This window comes from Pseudomonas sp. MS15a(2019) (genome assembly GCF_013277805.1).
Taxonomy (GTDB): Bacteria; Pseudomonadota; Gammaproteobacteria; order Pseudomonadales; family Pseudomonadaceae; genus Chryseomonas; species Chryseomonas benzopyrenica.
This window is the reverse complement of sequence record NZ_VBTN01000005.1, coordinates 189,338-204,192: the sequence shown is the minus strand read 5'-3', so window position 1 is coordinate 204,192 and position 14,855 is coordinate 189,338. Positions and strand designations below refer to the sequence as shown.

Genomic DNA, 14,855 nt, shown 5'->3' with positions numbered 1-14,855 from the left:
AGCCGAAAGCCCCGCGGGTGCAGGGCTCGGCGTCTGGCGGACGACCTTAGAAGCTGTAGGTCGCGGTCAGGATGGCGGAACGGGCATCGCCATATTCGATGGCCGACGACCGGGTGCTCACGCCCAGCTGCGAGCGGACCCGCTCCACATAGTCCTTGTCGAAGACATTGTTGACGTTGAGTTGCAGGTCGACGTTGCGATTGACGCGATAGCCGACCATGGCGTTGTGCAGCCAGTAGTCGTCGAGCTTGGCGCCGTCGTTGCTGGAGGTGACGTTGCGCTCGCTGACGTAGCGGGCGCCATAGCCCACCCGCCAACCGGCCGGCAGCTCATAGGTGGTCCAGAGATTGAGCGAACGCGGCGGGGTGTTGGCCAGCGCCTGGCCTTCGCGATTGCGTCCATCCAGGGTATCGGCGGCCTTGAGCGTCTCGCTGTCGAGGAAGGTGAAGTTGGCGTAGACGTTCCACTGCGGGGTGATCCGCCCGGTGGCGCCCAGCTCGATGCCCTGCACGCGCTGCTCGCCGGCCAGGGCGGTGCTGCCGTCGGCCAGGGTTTCCCGGGCATTGCTCTTCTCGACGCGGAACAGGGCGCCGTCCAGCTCCAGGCGCCTGTCGAGGAATTCCCACTTGGTGCCCAGTTCCCAGGTCTTGTTCTTTTCCGGACCCAGATCCTGGTTGGCCGCGCTCAGGCCGGCGCCGGTGGAGGTCAGGCTTTCCGCCGAGGGGTTGAAGGAGGTGCCATAGGCCACATAGACCCGTCCGTTCGGCGCCGGCTTGAATACCAGGCCGGCGCGCCCGCTCAACTTGGCGTCATCGGAACTCAGGCGGGTCTTGCTGCCGCGCACGCCGTTGGCGACCGGGGTGGTGTCGCTGTCACCGTCGAACCAGTCATAGCGCAGCCCCAGGTTCAGATCCCAATACTGATTGAGGGCGATGGTATCGAAGGCATAGATGGCCTTGTCGGTCAGCACGTTGTTGGCGATGGCCGAGGTCTGCTTGTCGGTCGCGCCGTCGTAGCGCTCCGGCGGTGCAGCCAGGGCATAGCCGGCGGCCGGGAAGGTCAGGCCATAGCTGTAGGTGTCGCGGTCGTAGTCCTCGCGGGAGAACTCGGCGCCCAGGACGAAGGAATGGCCCAGGCCGAAGGTATCGACGGTGCCGGTCAGGTTGGTCTGGTTGATCCACATTTCCGAGGTCACGTCGCGGCCATAGCCCTGGGGACCGGCCGGACGATAGCGGCCCGCGGCCACGCCACTCAGGTTGACGTGAGAGGCGGAGATTACCGCGTCGCGTTCGATGCGGCTGTAGCGGGTCAGGTTCTGCAGACTCAGGTTGTCATTGAAGCGATGCTCCAGCTCCACGGTGAAGACATTGTTATTGATGTCTTCCTTGTCGATGTTCTTGAAGCCGAAATAGGCATCGCGATCCACCCCGCCCAGGCGCTTGCCGTTGAGCGCCGGCACCCCGTAGTCGGGCTGGTTGTTGTCGGTCTGATGGAAGTAGCTCAGGGTCAGGCGGGTGTCGTCCGACAGGCCCAGGGCCAGCGACGGCGCGATGCCCCAGCGCTCGCGATCGATCTGGTCGCGGCCGGGCACGTCGTTCTCGTGCGCCATCAGATTCAGGCGGAAGGCGCTGTCGGTACCCACGCCCTGCAACGGCTGGTTGGTGTCCAGGGTCAGGCGGCGATAGCTGTCGGTGCCCAGGCCCGCGCCGATGCGGGTGAACTGGCGCTCCTGGGGCTTCTTGCTGATCAGGTTGATGGAGCCACCGGTGGTGCCGGCGCCGCCGAACACCGAGTTGGGGCCCTTGATGACCTCGACCGACTCCAGGTTGAAGGTGTCGGTGCGGTTGGTCTGGGTGCTGTCGCGCAGGCCATCGATCTGGATGTTCGAGTTGGCGCTGAAGCCGCGGATATTGATGCTGTCGCCGGAGCCACCACCGCCTTCGCCGGCGTTGAAGGTGATGCCGGACACGTTGGACAGCACCGATCTCAGACTCAGGGCCTGCTGGTCCTGGATGACCTGCGCCGGCACCACGGTGACGGTCTGGGGGGTGTCCAGCAGGGGCGCGGTGTACTTGTGCGAGGCGGACTGCTCGGCCTTGAAGCCTTCCTGCTGCGCCTGACCTTCGATGGTCAGACTTTCCAATCGGGTCACCGGCTCCCTGGCGTCCTGGGCCTGAGTCCCGAGGGACAGCGAAGCGACGGCGACACTGAAGGTAGAAACCAGCAAACGGCGCTGGGACAGCGAGGACATTTCCTTGGACATGATGGCGGGCCGCCTCCTTATGTGAATGCGGCGCGATTCTATTTGCAAACGATTATCAAATCCATAGCGAATGTAAATTATTCTTAACAATCCGGAAAACCGCCTGACACAGGGCTTTTCCACAGGCATGAAAAAGCCCGCGTCCCTGATGGGACGCGGGCTCGACTACCGCGGGAAGACCTTAGAGGTAGAAGGCCTTCAGCGGCGGGAAGCCGTTGAATTCCACCGCGCTGTAGCTGGTGGTGTAGGCACCGGTGGACAGCCAGTACAGGCGGTCACCGCTGGCCAGGTTCAGCGGCAGGCCGTACTTGTAGTGTTCGTACATGATGTCGGCGCTGTCGCAGGTCGGCCCGGCGATGACGACTTCTTCCATCTCGCCCTTCTTCTCGGTCCAGATCGGGAACTTGATGGATTCGTCCATGGTTTCGATCAGGCCGGAGAACTTGCCCACGTCGGTGTAGACCCAGCGCTCCACGGCGGTACGCGACTTGCGCGCCACCAGCACCACTTCGCTGACCAGGATGCCGGCGTTGGAGATCAGCGAACGGCCCGGCTCGAGGATGATTTCCGGCAGTTCATCGCCGAAGTCTTCCTTGAGGAAGCGGATGATCTCCTCGGCATAGGTCTCCAGGCTGTTGGTGCGCTGGATGTAGTTGGCCGGGAAGCCACCGCCCATATTGATCATCTTCAGGGTGATGCCGTCTTCTTCCTTGAGGCGCTCGAAGATCACCTTGACCTTGGCGATGGCGGCGTCCCAGACGTCGATGTCGCGCTGCTGGCTGCCAACGTGGAAGGAGATGCCATAGGGCTCCAGGCCCAGCTGGCGGGCCAGGATCAGCAGGTCCAGGGCCATGTCGGGCTGGCAGCCGAACTTGCGCGACAGCGGCCAGTCGGCGGAGTTGGAGCCTTCGGTGAGGATCCGCACATAGATGCGCGAGCCCGGGGCGGCCTTGGCGATATTGCGCAGGTCGGCCTCGGAGTCGGTGGCGAACATGCGCACGCCCTTCTCGTAGAAGTAGCGGATGTCCTTGGATTTCTTGATGGTGTTGCCGTAGCTGATGCGCTCCGGCTCGACACCGGTGGACAACACCTTGTCCAGCTCGTAGATGGAGGCGATGTCGAAGTTCGAGCCCTTGTCGCGCAGCAACTCGGTGATCTCGATGGCCGGGTTGGCCTTGACCGCGTAGTAGATCTTGGCGAACGGGAAGTTGCCAACGAGATCGTCATAGGCCCGGCCGATGGTGGCGGTGTCGATGACGACGAAGGGGGTTTCCTGCTGGTCGGCGAAGGCCTTCATCTTCTGGAAGGTTTCGCGAGAATAGTAATCTTCGACCTTGATGGACATGCGTCGGACTCCCGATGGGCAGAACAAATTGAAGGAGGGGGTGTTCTGAACGCCTAATCCGTTTCCCCACTTTGGTTCGCCTACTTCCCAAGGCACATCGCCGAAAGCAAAAAGGTCAACGCGTACTGGCGTTGACCTCGCTGTCTCGTCGTCGGTACTTGAGCCGGATGGATCGTTTCCAGCATGGACGTTCGGGCGCGAACTTTAGGGCCAGACGTCCCAGAGATCAATGTTAAATCCGTGATCTTTACCGAACGGTGACGCGCGCGGACTCACCCCCACTCCTGCAACCGACCGGAGCGGGCGACGAGATGTTCCGGAGGGGCGATGACAGGGGGTTGCCGAGCGGGCAGAGAAGGTGGGGAAGGTTGCAGCGTTGGGCTTCGACGATGGAGCTGTCTCAACCCAACCTACCAGAGCCTGGGCCCGTAGGTTGGGTTGAGCGCAGCGAAGCCCAACACGCCCAACCCCAGCGCCTTACCGGAACGGCGGCTCGTCGAAGCTGCGCAGCTTGCGCGAGTGCAGGGAGTCGAGCTGGGTACGCAGCTGGTCGAGGGCGGCGATGCCGATGGCCAGGTGCTGGCTCACCGCGCGGGCATAGAAGGCGTTGGCCGAGCCGGGCAGCTTGATCTCGCTGTGCAGGGGCTTGTCGGACACGCACAGCAGGGTGCCGTAGGGCACCCGCAGGCGATAGCCCTGGGCGGCGATGGTGCCGCTCTCCATGTCCACCGCCACGGCGCGCGCCAGGTTGATCAGCGGGCGTTCCTGAGCCCAGCGTAATTCCCAGTTGCGGTCGTCGTAGGTCAGCACGGTACCGGTACGCAGGCGCCGCTTGAGCGCCTCGCCGCGTTCGCCGGTGACGCTGGCGGCGGCTTCCTGCAGGGCCACCTGCACCTCGGCCAGCGCCGGGATGGGAATGTGCGGCGGCACCACGCGGTCGAGGATGCCGTCGCGTCTCATGTAGGCGTGGGCCAGCACGTAGTCGCCGATGGTCTGCGACTGCCGCAGGCCGCCACAGTGGCCGATCATCAGCCAGCAGTGCGGACGCAGCACCGCCAGGTGGTCGGTGATGTTCTTGGCGTTGGACGGGCCGACGCCGATGTTGACCAGGGTGACGCCATGGCCGTCGCCGGCGATCAGGTGGTAGGCCGGCATCTGGAAGCGGTGCCAGGCGATGGCGGCGATGACCGCCTGGGCCTCGGTGGGGTCCATGTCGCGCTCGATGATGACGTTGCCCGGCAGCACCAGGCGCTCGAAGCGCGGATCGCTGCGCAGTTGCTCCAGGCCATGCTGGATGAACTGGTCGACGTAGCGATGGTAGTTGGTCAGCAGGATCCAGGGCTGCACGTGACGCCAGTCGCTGCCGGTGTAGTGAACGATGCGTCTCAGCGAGAAGTCGGTACGGGCGGCATCGAACAAGGCCAGCGGCAGCGGATCGATGCGCTCCCAGTCGTAGTGGCCGTCGGCAATGTCGTCGTGGGCGGCGGAGAGATCGGTGCTGGGAAAGACCCGCGCCAGTTCGGCGGCGGTCACGCCGCTGCCGGCCAGTTCGTCGCCCTGCTCCACCACATAGGGGTAGGGGATGTCCTGGCGACTGCGACCGACCTCGACCTGGACGTCGTAGTCGCGCATCAGCGGCTCGAGCTGCTCCAGCAGATAGCCGCGAAAGGCCGCCGGATGGGTCACGGTGGCCACATAGGTGCCGGGCAGCTGGATCTTGGCGTAGGCGCGGGTGGTGGCCGGCGGCACGCCGGGCGCGCGATAGCGGATGCGGATCTCGGGATAGCGGAACAGCTGGCGCTCGGCGGCGCTGGGCTCGACGCGATCCTTGAGATAGCGCTTGAGCGCCGCATCCAGGGCCTGGGTGGCCTCCTGGTGCAACGCCGCGAGCCGGTCGACCGCCTCGCTGGCGGTGGCGACGACGGTGAAATCCTCGGATACGGAGGTCATGCAGGTTTCCTTGTTGGGGCGCTGGCTATAGCTGACACCCTAACACCCCTGGGTGACAACGGCTGTGACGGCTCATAGGGGTTTGTCACCCTGGGCATGCTGCTCCCACAGCCGGCGATAGTGGCCGTCGGGCCGCTGCAGCAAGGCCTCGTGACTCCCCTCCTCCACCTTGCGGCCGTCGCGCAGCACCAGGATGCGATCGGCATGGCGGATGGTGGACAGCCGGTGCGCCACCACGATCAGGGTGACCTGGCCGCGCAACTCGTCCAGCGCCCCCTGCAGCCGCGCCTCGGTGGCGCTGTCGATGCTGGCGGTGGCCTCGTCGAGCAAGAGCACCTTGGGTTCGCGCAACAGCGCCCGGGCCAGCGCCAGCAGTTGCCGCTCGCCGGTGGACAGGGTGAAGCCGCGCTCACCCAGCAGGGTATCCAGGCCTTCCGGCAACCGCGCCACCAAGTCGTCCATATGGGCGGCAGCCAGGGCCTCGCGCAGCCGCGCATCCGATACCTGGCTGCCCAGCAGCAGGTTGTCCCTGAGGCTGCTGGAACGGATGAAGGGCTCCTGGGGCACGCTGGCCAAAGCGGCGCCCAGCACTTCCGGAGTCAGCGTGCCCAGTTCGCGACCGTCCAGGCAGAGGTGGCCGCCGGTGACCGGTTGCAGTCCGGCGAGCAGGTCGAGCAGCGTCGACTTGCCGCTGCCGGTGGGGCCGACGATACCGAGAAAGGTGCCCGGAGCGATGTCCAGGTCGATGCCGTGCAAGGTGTCGTGACCCGCGCCGGCATGGCGGAAGCGCACCGCGTCGAGGTGGAAGTGCGCGGTCGCGATGGGGCGGTCATCTTCGCCACTCAATGCCGGCTTCTCTTCCAGCAGGTGCAGCAGCCGGGTGCCGGCCACCGTGGCCTGCTGGAACAGGTTGAATCTCTGGGTGATGTCCATCAGCGGCTCGGTCACCCGCCCTAGGTAGGTGACGAAGGCATAGAGCACGCCGATCTCGGCGCCGCCCTGCAGATGCCCCATACCGTAGACCAGCAGCAGCACCGCCAGCACCGCCACGCTGACCAGGTCCAGCGCCGAGCGCAGCAGCAGGCCGGAGACGCGGATGGTGCGCATGCGGGCACCGTACTGGGCCTGGTTGAGGCGCTGGAAATCCTGGCGGAAGCGCTCGGTCTGGTTGAAGGCCTGCAACAGACCCATGCCGCCGATGGCCTCGCCCAGCCGGGCGCTCTGCTCGGCGCGCAGCATCCGCACCTCCATGGCCGCCGCCCCGCTGTATCGCTGATAGGCCCAGACGATCAGCACCGCGGCCGGGATCAGCAGCACGGCGATGGCCATCAGCCGTACGTCGAGCAGCGCCATGGCCACCAGGATGCCGATCAGCAGCACGATGTTGCCGACCATGTTGCCGAGGAAGGCCACATAGAGTTCACGCAGGGCATCGGTGTCGTTGGTGACCCGCGCCACCAGTTCGCCGGTGGCGGTGCGATCATGGAAGCTCTGCGGCAGGCTCAGCACATGACGGAACAATCGCCGGCGCTGCAGGAGCACCACGTCCATGGCGATCTCGGCGAAGCGTAGCGATTGCAGGTAACGGCCATAGGCGGCCAGACCCTGGGAGACCACATAGGCGGCGACCAGGCCCACCAGCGGCCAGAGGCGCAGGTCGTGGGGCACCAGGTAGTTGTCCAGATAGTGCTTGGTCAGCCAGGGCCCCAATACGTCGAACAGGGTCGCCACGACCAGGATCGCCAGGGTCCCGGCCAATTTGCGCGGATTGGCCAGCACCGGCTTGAGCAGCAGGGAAAGCACGCGGGTCTTGGTCATTGGCCGGCCTCCTCCGCCTGCTGCAGATTCCAGAGTCGGGCATAGAGACCACCGGCGGCGAGCAGCTCGCCATGGCGGCCCCGCTCCACCAGGCTGCCCTGGTCGAGCACGATGATCTCGTCGGCGTGCTGCACGGCCGAGAGCCGGTGGCTGACGATCAGGGTGGTACGCCCCTGCAGCCTGGCCAGCGTCTTGAGCAGGCGGGCTTCGGTGGCGGTATCCACCGCCGAGAGGGTGTCGTCCAGCAGCAGGATGGGCGCCGGAGAGAGCAGCGCCCGCGCCAGGGCCACCCGCTGGCGCTGGCCGCCGGAGAGGGTCAGGCCGCGCTCGCCCACTGGCGTATCCAGCCCGTGCGGCAGGGCCGCCAGGTCGGTGCCGAAGGCGGCGGCGTCGAGGGCTTCGCGGATCTCTCCGGCGGTGGCGTCGGGGCGACTGAGAGCGACGTTTTCGCCCAGGGTACGGGCGAACAGGAAGGGATCCTGGGGCACATAGGCGAACTGGGCGCGCAGGTCGCCCAATCGGTAGTCCTCCAGCGGGACCCCACCCAGGCGAATGCAGCCCTGCTCCAGCGGAAACTGGCGCAGCAGCAGGCGCAGCAGGGTGCTCTTGCCGCTGCCGGTGGCACCGACGATGCCCAGCGTATCGCCCGCGGGCAGGTCGATGACCACGTCCTGCAAGGCCGGCTGGCGTGCCTGGGGATAGGTGAAGGCCGGGATATAGACCGACAGATCCGCCTGGTCCGGCGGCGTCTGGGTGCCTTCGTCACGGATGCGCTCGGTGACGGCGAACACCTCCTCCAGCCGACGGGCACCCGCTTCGCCGCGCTGCAGCAGGTTGAAGCACCAGCCGATGGCGAACATCGGCCAGATCAGCTGCACGAGATAGAGGCTGAAGCTGGTCAGCTGGCCCAGGGTGATGTGGCCGTCGAGATAGCGCCAGCTGCCCATGACCAGGGTCAGCAGGGTGGCGAGACTCAGGGCGACGAAGATGATCGGCTCGTAGCGCGCCTCGGTGCGCTGCACCTGGTAGTCGGCCTTGGCCACGCTGCGGGCGCGGGCGTCGAAGTCATCCAGTTCGGCTTCGATCAGGGCATGCTGGCGCAGCATGCGCAGGCCGCTCAAGGCCTCCTGGGTACGGTCGTTGAGGGCGGAAAAGCCGGCCAGCGCCAAGCCGAAGCGCTGCTGCACCCGCCGCGCCACGCGGTTGAAACCCCAGGCCATGAAGGGAAAGGGCAACAATGCCAGGGCGGCCAGGGGTGCGTCGATGCCGATGAACATGGCCAGCAGCACCAGCAGCAGGGTCAGCATGCCATCGAAACTGGCCAGCACCCCTTCGCCGGCGGCGGTCTCCACGGCGTCGATGTCCTGGGTGGCGCGGGCCAGCAGATCTCCGGTACGACTGGACTGGAAAAAGCCGGGATCCAGGCGCGCCAGCTTGGCGAAGAAGGCATCGCGCAGCTCCACGCCGACCTGGTAGGAGGTGCCGAACAGGCGCACCCGCCACTGATAGCGGAGCACATAGAGGCCACAGCCGACCGCCACGATCAGGGCGACGCGCCAGAGCAGGCCGGTCTGATCCAGCTCGCCGGCACGCAGGGCGTCGATGGCCTTGCCGATCCACCAGGGCAGGGTCAGGTTGAGCAGACCGACGCCCAGCAGGCAGAGGATGGCTGTCCCGTAGGCACGCCGTTGGCGCAGGAAGAAATCACGCAACAACCGCCACAACGCCATAGAACCGCCTTACCCGAGCAAAGGTGCAGTATATCGGCTACCCAACCGGCAGCGGAGTTCCTTCGTCCCGATCCGGGTCCCATGTCAACGGGTGGCGCAGGGCGCGAGGTCGTTGTAGGGTGCCACTCCCTGCGGCGCCCGGCCGCTGCGCCCCTTTTCCCTTTGCTAGGCTGACGTCCATGACCTTCGAACCCCAACGTCCCGTCGTCCTCTGCCTGTCCGGCCACGATCCGAGTGGCGGCGCCGGGCTGCAGGCCGACATCGAAGCCCTGCTCGCCCAGGGCTGCCATGCCGCCCCGGCGGTCACCGCGCTGACCGTGCAGGACACCGTCGACGTGCGGGACTTCCGGGTGCTGGATCGCGAGTGGGTGCTGGCCCAGGCCCGGGCGATCATCGCCGACCTGCCGGTGGCGGCGGTCAAGCTGGGCATGCTCGGCTCGGTGGAGATGGTCGAGACGGTGCTGGAGATCATGGAAGCGCTCCCTGGCGTGCCCCTGGTCTGCGATCCGGTGCTGCGCGCCGGTGGTGGCGGCGCACTGGGCAAGGACGAAGTCGGCTACGCCATTCGCGAGCGCCTGCTGCCCCGTGCCACCATCGCCACCCCCAACCTGCCCGAGGCGCGCATCCTCGCCGAATTGCCCGAGGGCACCCCGGAGCAGTGCGCCGAGCGCCTGCTGCCCTTCTGCGCCCACCTGCTGATCACCGGCGGCCATGGCGAGGAACACGAGGTGCACAACCGGCTCTATGACCGTGCCGGTGGCTGCGAGACCCACGTCTGCCAGCGCCTGCCCGGCAGCTACCACGGCTCCGGCTGCACCCTGGCCAGTACCCTGGCCGGCCGCCTGGCCCTCGGCGAAGCCCTGCCCAGTGCGGTGCGCAGCGCCCTGGACTACACCTGGCGCACCCTGAGGGACGCCGAGCGCCCCGGTCGCGGCCAGTACGTGCCGCGGCGCCTGCCACTGGACTTCTGCTCATGAGCACCCTGCGCGGCCTCTATGCCATCACCGACAGCGCTCTGCTCGCCGAGGGTCGCCTGCTGGCCTATGTCGAAGCTGCCCTGCAGGGCGGTGCCCGCCTGGTGCAGTACCGCGACAAGTCAGGGGATGCCAACCGTCGTCATGACGAAGCCGCGGCTCTTGCCGACCTCTGCCGCCAGCATGGCGCCCTGTTGATCATCAATGACGACCTCGCCCTGGCCCGCCGGCTGGGCGTGGGCCTGCACCTGGGCCAGGAAGACGGTTCCCTGGCCGCGGCCCGCGCCGAACTGGGTACGGAGGCCATCCTCGGCGGCACCTGCCACGCCAGTCTGGAATTGGCCGAGGCCGCGGTCCAGGCCGGCGTCAGCTACCTAGCCTTCGGTCGCTTCTTCGCCTCCAGCACCAAGCCGGATGCCCCGCCAGCGCCCCTGGAATTGCTCGACCAAGCCCGCAGTCGTTTCGCTCTGCCCGTCTGCGCCATCGGCGGTGTCACCCTGGACAATGCCCCACATCTGCTCGCCCACGGCGTCGACCTGCTCGCCGTCGTCCACACCTTGTTTTCCGCCGCCAGCGCGGGCGAGGTGGAGCGCCGCGCGCGCGCCTTCGCCCGGCTATTCACGGCCTGATCCCCTTCAAGGAGACCCCTATGTCCCGCTCCGCGCAACTCTTCGACCAGGCCCAGCGCCACATCCCCGGTGGCGTCAACTCACCGGTTCGTGCCTTCAAGAGCGTCGGCGGCACGCCGCTGTTCTTCAAGCACGCCCAGGGCGCCTATATCGTCGACGAGGATGACAAGCGCTATGTCGACTACGTCGGTTCCTGGGGACCGATGATCCTCGGCCACAGCCATCCCGACGTGCTCGACGCCGTGCGTCGTCAGCTGGAACACGGCCTCTCCTACGGCGCCCCGACCGCCCTGGAAACCACCATGGCTGATCTCATCTGCGAGATCGTGCCGTCCATGGAAATGGTGCGCATGGTCAGCTCGGGCACCGAGGCCACCATGAGCGCCATCCGCCTGGCGCGCGGCTACACCGGGCGCGACACCATCATCAAATTCGAGGGCTGCTACCACGGCCACTCCGACAGCCTGCTGGTCAAGGCCGGTTCCGGCGCCCTGACCCTGGGCGTGCCCAGCTCTCCCGGCGTGCCGGCGGCCTTCGCCCAGCACACCCTGACCCTGGCCTACAACGACCTGGGCGAGGTGGAAGAAACCCTGGCCAAAGTCGGCGACCAGATCGCCTGCATCATCGTCGAGCCGGTGGCCGGCAACATGAATTGCGTACCGCCGGCGCCGGGCTTTCTGGAAGGGCTGCGCAGCCTCTGCGATCGCTATGGCGTGGTGCTGATCTTCGACGAGGTCATGACCGGCTTCCGCGTCGCCCTGGGCGGTGCCCAGGCGCACTACGGCATCCGCCCGGACCTCACCACCTTCGGCAAGATCGTCGGCGGCGGCATGCCGGTCGGCTGCTTTGGCGGCAAGCGCGAGATCATGGAAAAGATCGCCCCGCTCGGCCCGGTCTACCAGGCCGGCACCCTGTCGGGCAATCCGCTGGCCATGGCCGCCGGCCTTACCACCCTGCAGCTGATCCGCCGTCCCGGCTTCCACGCCGAGCTGACCGACTACACCACGCGAATGCTGCAAGGCTTGCAGGACCGCGCCGATGCCGCCGGTGTGCCCTTCGTCACCACCCAGGCAGGCGGCATGTTCGGTCTCTACTTCAGCGGCGCCGAAGACATCGTCACCTTCAGCGACGTCATGGCCAGCGACAGCGAGAGATTCAAGCGCTTCTTCCACCTGATGCTGGACGGTGGCGTCTACCTGGCGCCTAGTGCCTTCGAGGCCGGCTTCACCTCCATCGCCCATGGCGACGAGGAATTGCGCATCACCCTGGACGCCGCCGAGCGCGCCTTCGCCACCTTCAAGGACTAGGACCCGTCTGACAGGTGTCGTTCGTCTCGCCTGTGGAACCTCTCTGCCCCGCCGGCCTCACACACTAGTTGAGTGGCCGGCGTCACGGGTAAAAAAGTTCCGCCGTTGCGCGTAAAGGTTTTGAAAGCGTGCGTCGGCTTGACCCATAATGAGATGTCGGCGCGTTTCGCCGACCGGGTTCTCCGAACCTGCCTCGCTCGTGGAGGCGCTTCATGCACCGCGCTGGTCGTACCCTGTGCGCAGCCCTGATCCTGATGCCCCTGGCCGCCCTGGCCGGAGGCAATTCGCTGCTCGTCCCCAGCACCAGCCGTTGCAACCTGAATCTGGCCAACGAAGCCCTGGCGCAGGCGATCGCCCGCTGCCAGCAGATCGCCCACGAAGGCGATTCTCAGGCGCAGTACGAACTCGGTGACTTCTACTACGAAGGCAAGCAGACGCCCAAGGATCTCAACCAGGCGCGTCAGTGGTTCGAGCAGGCCTCGCTCAAGGGAAATGCCGATGCGCAGAATCGCCTCGGCAACATGTTCTTTCGTGGCGAGGGCGTACCGCCCAACAACATCCAGGCCTACATAGTGCTGAAGATGGCCGCCATCAACGGCAACGACGAAGCCATGGACACCGCCGACCTGGTCAGCGCCCAGATGCGCCGTGACGAACTGGAGATGGCTACCCAGGTGCTGGGGCAGATCTTCCGCGACTATCTGCAGGACATGCAGACCGCAGGCAATCTCAATCCCTTCCAGCCGCCGCAGAACTGACGGCGAGCCCGGCAGAGCCTGTTCAAAATCTCGCGAGCTAGAGACAAACAAGGCGAAAATGGCTTAGGAAGCGGAGTTTACAAGTCGTGAATGAGCATTCCGAAGCCATTTTCAACGCCGTTTGGCCGACGCGCAGCAGACTTTGGCCAGGTTCTCAGGGCTTGTCGGGCATTGGCATCGGAAACGGCATGACATTGGTGCCCCCCTTGGCTTCGCTGATCTTGGGCTGCCCCAGGCGCTCCACCTCGTCGATGCGGATGATCGAGTGCATGGGCACGAAGCTGCGCACCACGCCTTCGAATTGCGCCTTGAGCTTTTCCTCGCTCGGATCCACCACCACCTGGGTGCGCTCGCCGAACACCAGCTCCTCGATTTCCAGGAAGCCCCAGAGATCGCTCTGGAAGATCTGCTTGGCGTAGATCTCGAAGACCTGACCCTGGTTGACGAAGATGACCTTGTAGATGGCCGGCTTGCTGGGGGATGAGCTCATGGTGGACGCGGGTTTCGCCGAGGAAAAAGGGGGCAGCGAGCATAGCACGCCGGCCCCGGCAGCCGTCAGCGTTCGCCAGGGGTTTCCAGCCAGGCCCGCTCGGCCACCACGGCTGTCACCCAGTCGATGAACACCCGCAACTTGGCGCTGACATGACGATTGGGGGCGAAGGCCAGATACAGCGGCAGGGGTGCCACCTGCCAGTCCGCGAACAGCCTGACCAGTTCGCCACGAGCGACCGCCTCCGCTGCCAGGTAGTGCGGCAGGCAGACCACCCCTAGTCCGGCCTGCCCCGCCGCTAGGCAGGCATTGCCGTCGTCCACCTTCAGACTGTGGCGGCCCTGCAGCTCCAGGCGCTCGGCGCCGCGCTGCAGGGCATAGGGAAAGCCCTTGCCCCTACCCCAGAGAAACCGCACCACCCGGTGCGGCGTCTCGGCCAGCTCGGCGGGATGAACCGGCACACCCTGGGCGGCGAGATAGGCCGGTGCGGCATAGCAGCCCAGTTGCAGCGCCCCTAGCGGCCGGGCCACCAGGTACTGCTCGCGGATGCGCCCGCCGCGGATCACGCAATCGACGTTGTCACCGATCAGATCCACCTGGCGATCGCTGACGCCCAGCTCGAGCTGGATATCCGGATAGCGCTCGAAGAAGTCCGGCAGAGCCGGGATCAGGATCAACCGCGCCAGCGGGCTGGGCACGTCCACCCGCAGGCGGCCACGGGGCGTGCGGGTGGCGACCGAAAGCCCCGTCTCGGCATCGTCCACCGCTGCCAGCACGCCCAGGCAGCGGTCGTAATAGGCCGCGCCGTCGGCGGTGACCTGCACCTGCCGGGTGGTGCGATTGAGCAGGCGCACCTGCAGGTGCGCCTCCAGCTGCTGCACCTGCTGGGTGACGCGGGTGCGGCTGCTGCCGAGGGTCTCGGCCGCGCGGGTGAAGCTGCCGGCTTCCACCACCCGCACGAAGGTCTGCATCGCGGCGAACAGATCCATGCCGATTCCTGAACAGGGGATTGTTTGGATTGTACAAACAATGCTGACCGCCTGGCCGGGTTTATCCCCTGGCGAGCGGCGCCTAAGGTGGCTCCAGCGATCCCTACCGGAGCCCCAGCATGATCCGCGACGTCGTCTTTCCCGCCCAGCGCCACGCCCTCTACGAACAGCACCGCTATTCGCCAGCCATCCGTTCCAACGGCTTTCTCTTCGTCTCGGGCCAGGTCGGCAGCCGCGCCGATGGCTCACCCGAGCCGGAGCTGGAGGATCAGGTCCGCCTGGCCTTCGCCAATCTCGACGCCGTCCTCGCCGCGGCCGGCGCCACCTTTGCCGACGTGGTGGACGTCACCCTGTTCATGGTCGATGCCGAAGCCAGCTTCGAGCGGATCTGGCCGGTGCTGCTGGAGCACTGGGGCACGGCGCCCTACCCCACGGTGACCGCGGTCGGCGCCACCTGGCTGGCCGGCTTTCGCTTCGAAATCAAGGTCATCGCCCGGCTGCCGGAGGACGCTGCCCAGGCCTAGACCGACCGCCTTCCGGGCGGCTCTTCCCCGCCCGGAAGGCCATCATTATAATGCGCGGTCCACTCGCCACCGACTCCC

General features: G+C 66.3%; 12 protein-coding genes. 5 read left to right on the top strand and 7 right to left on the bottom strand.

From position 1 onward, the window contains the following. Nucleotides 1-46: 46 nt before the first annotated feature. The 5 genes from FEZ61_RS09725 to FEZ61_RS09705 form a co-directional block, all read right to left on the bottom strand. Nucleotides 47-2,263: a TonB-dependent siderophore receptor gene (locus tag FEZ61_RS09725; protein WP_173148435.1), complete on the bottom strand. Its 2,217-nt coding sequence runs from the start codon at nt 2,261-2,263 to the stop codon at nt 47-49. 181 nt (nt 2,264-2,444) lie between these two features. Beyond that, a complete protein-coding gene (locus tag FEZ61_RS09720; RefSeq protein WP_007159636.1) occupies nt 2,445-3,608 on the bottom strand; it encodes a type III PLP-dependent enzyme in 1,164 nt (387 codons plus the stop codon). A 477-nt stretch (nt 3,609-4,085) separates the two neighbouring features. Continuing rightward, nucleotides 4,086-5,558 carry an AMP nucleosidase gene (amn, locus tag FEZ61_RS09715; protein ID WP_093250511.1) on the bottom strand — a complete coding sequence of 491 codons (1,473 nt, stop codon included), beginning with the start codon at nt 5,556-5,558 and terminating at the stop codon, nt 4,086-4,088. Between the two features lie 72 nt (nt 5,559-5,630). Then, complete coding sequence (locus FEZ61_RS09710; protein ID WP_173148433.1) at nt 5,631-7,376, bottom strand: ABC transporter transmembrane domain-containing protein; 1,746 nt, start codon at nt 7,374-7,376, stop codon at nt 5,631-5,633. Continuing rightward, the gene (locus FEZ61_RS09705) at nt 7,373-9,106 is read right to left on the bottom strand and encodes an ABC transporter transmembrane domain-containing protein (RefSeq protein WP_173148431.1); all 1,734 of its coding nucleotides are present in this window, start codon (nt 9,104-9,106) and stop codon (nt 7,373-7,375) included. The genes FEZ61_RS09710 and FEZ61_RS09705 overlap by 4 nt, the downstream gene beginning before the upstream one ends. A 179-nt stretch (nt 9,107-9,285) precedes the next feature. On the opposite strand from FEZ61_RS09705, the gene FEZ61_RS09700 reads away from it, so the two are divergent. From FEZ61_RS09700 to FEZ61_RS09685, 4 genes are all read left to right on the top strand, one after another. Continuing rightward, on the top strand, nt 9,286-10,083 hold the full coding sequence (locus FEZ61_RS09700; RefSeq protein ID WP_173148429.1) for a hydroxymethylpyrimidine/phosphomethylpyrimidine kinase: 798 nt from the start codon (nt 9,286-9,288) through the stop codon (nt 10,081-10,083). Continuing rightward, entirely contained in the window at nt 10,080-10,709 is a 630-nt protein-coding gene (gene thiE / locus FEZ61_RS09695; RefSeq protein ID WP_173148427.1) for a thiamine phosphate synthase, read from the top strand. Before FEZ61_RS09700 ends, thiE begins: the two co-directional genes overlap by 4 nt. Before the next feature lie 20 nt (nt 10,710-10,729). Beyond that, nucleotides 10,730-12,016: a glutamate-1-semialdehyde 2,1-aminomutase gene (gene hemL, locus FEZ61_RS09690; protein WP_064308514.1), complete on the top strand. Its 1,287-nt coding sequence runs from the start codon at nt 10,730-10,732 to the stop codon at nt 12,014-12,016. 212 nt (nt 12,017-12,228) lie between these two features. Beyond that, a complete protein-coding gene (locus FEZ61_RS09685; RefSeq protein WP_093250526.1) occupies nt 12,229-12,774 on the top strand; it encodes a tetratricopeptide repeat protein in 546 nt (181 codons plus the stop codon). 154 nt (nt 12,775-12,928) lie between these two features. On the opposite strand, the gene FEZ61_RS09680 is transcribed toward FEZ61_RS09685, so the two are convergent. Next, nucleotides 12,929-13,264, bottom strand: a complete 336-nt coding sequence (locus FEZ61_RS09680; RefSeq protein WP_007159644.1) for a DUF1820 family protein — start codon at nt 13,262-13,264, stop codon at nt 12,929-12,931. Nucleotides 13,265-13,329: 65 nt separating this feature from the next. Continuing rightward, nucleotides 13,330-14,253, bottom strand: a complete 924-nt coding sequence (locus tag FEZ61_RS09675) for a LysR family transcriptional regulator (RefSeq protein WP_173148425.1) — start codon at nt 14,251-14,253, stop codon at nt 13,330-13,332. Nucleotides 14,254-14,372: 119 nt separating this feature from the next. Between FEZ61_RS09675 and FEZ61_RS09670 the strand changes: the two genes are divergently transcribed. After that, nucleotides 14,373-14,777 (top strand): RidA family protein, encoded by a 405-nt coding sequence (locus FEZ61_RS09670; RefSeq protein WP_173148423.1) that lies wholly within the window; start codon nt 14,373-14,375, stop codon nt 14,775-14,777. The last annotated feature ends 78 nt before the right edge of the window (nt 14,778-14,855 follow it).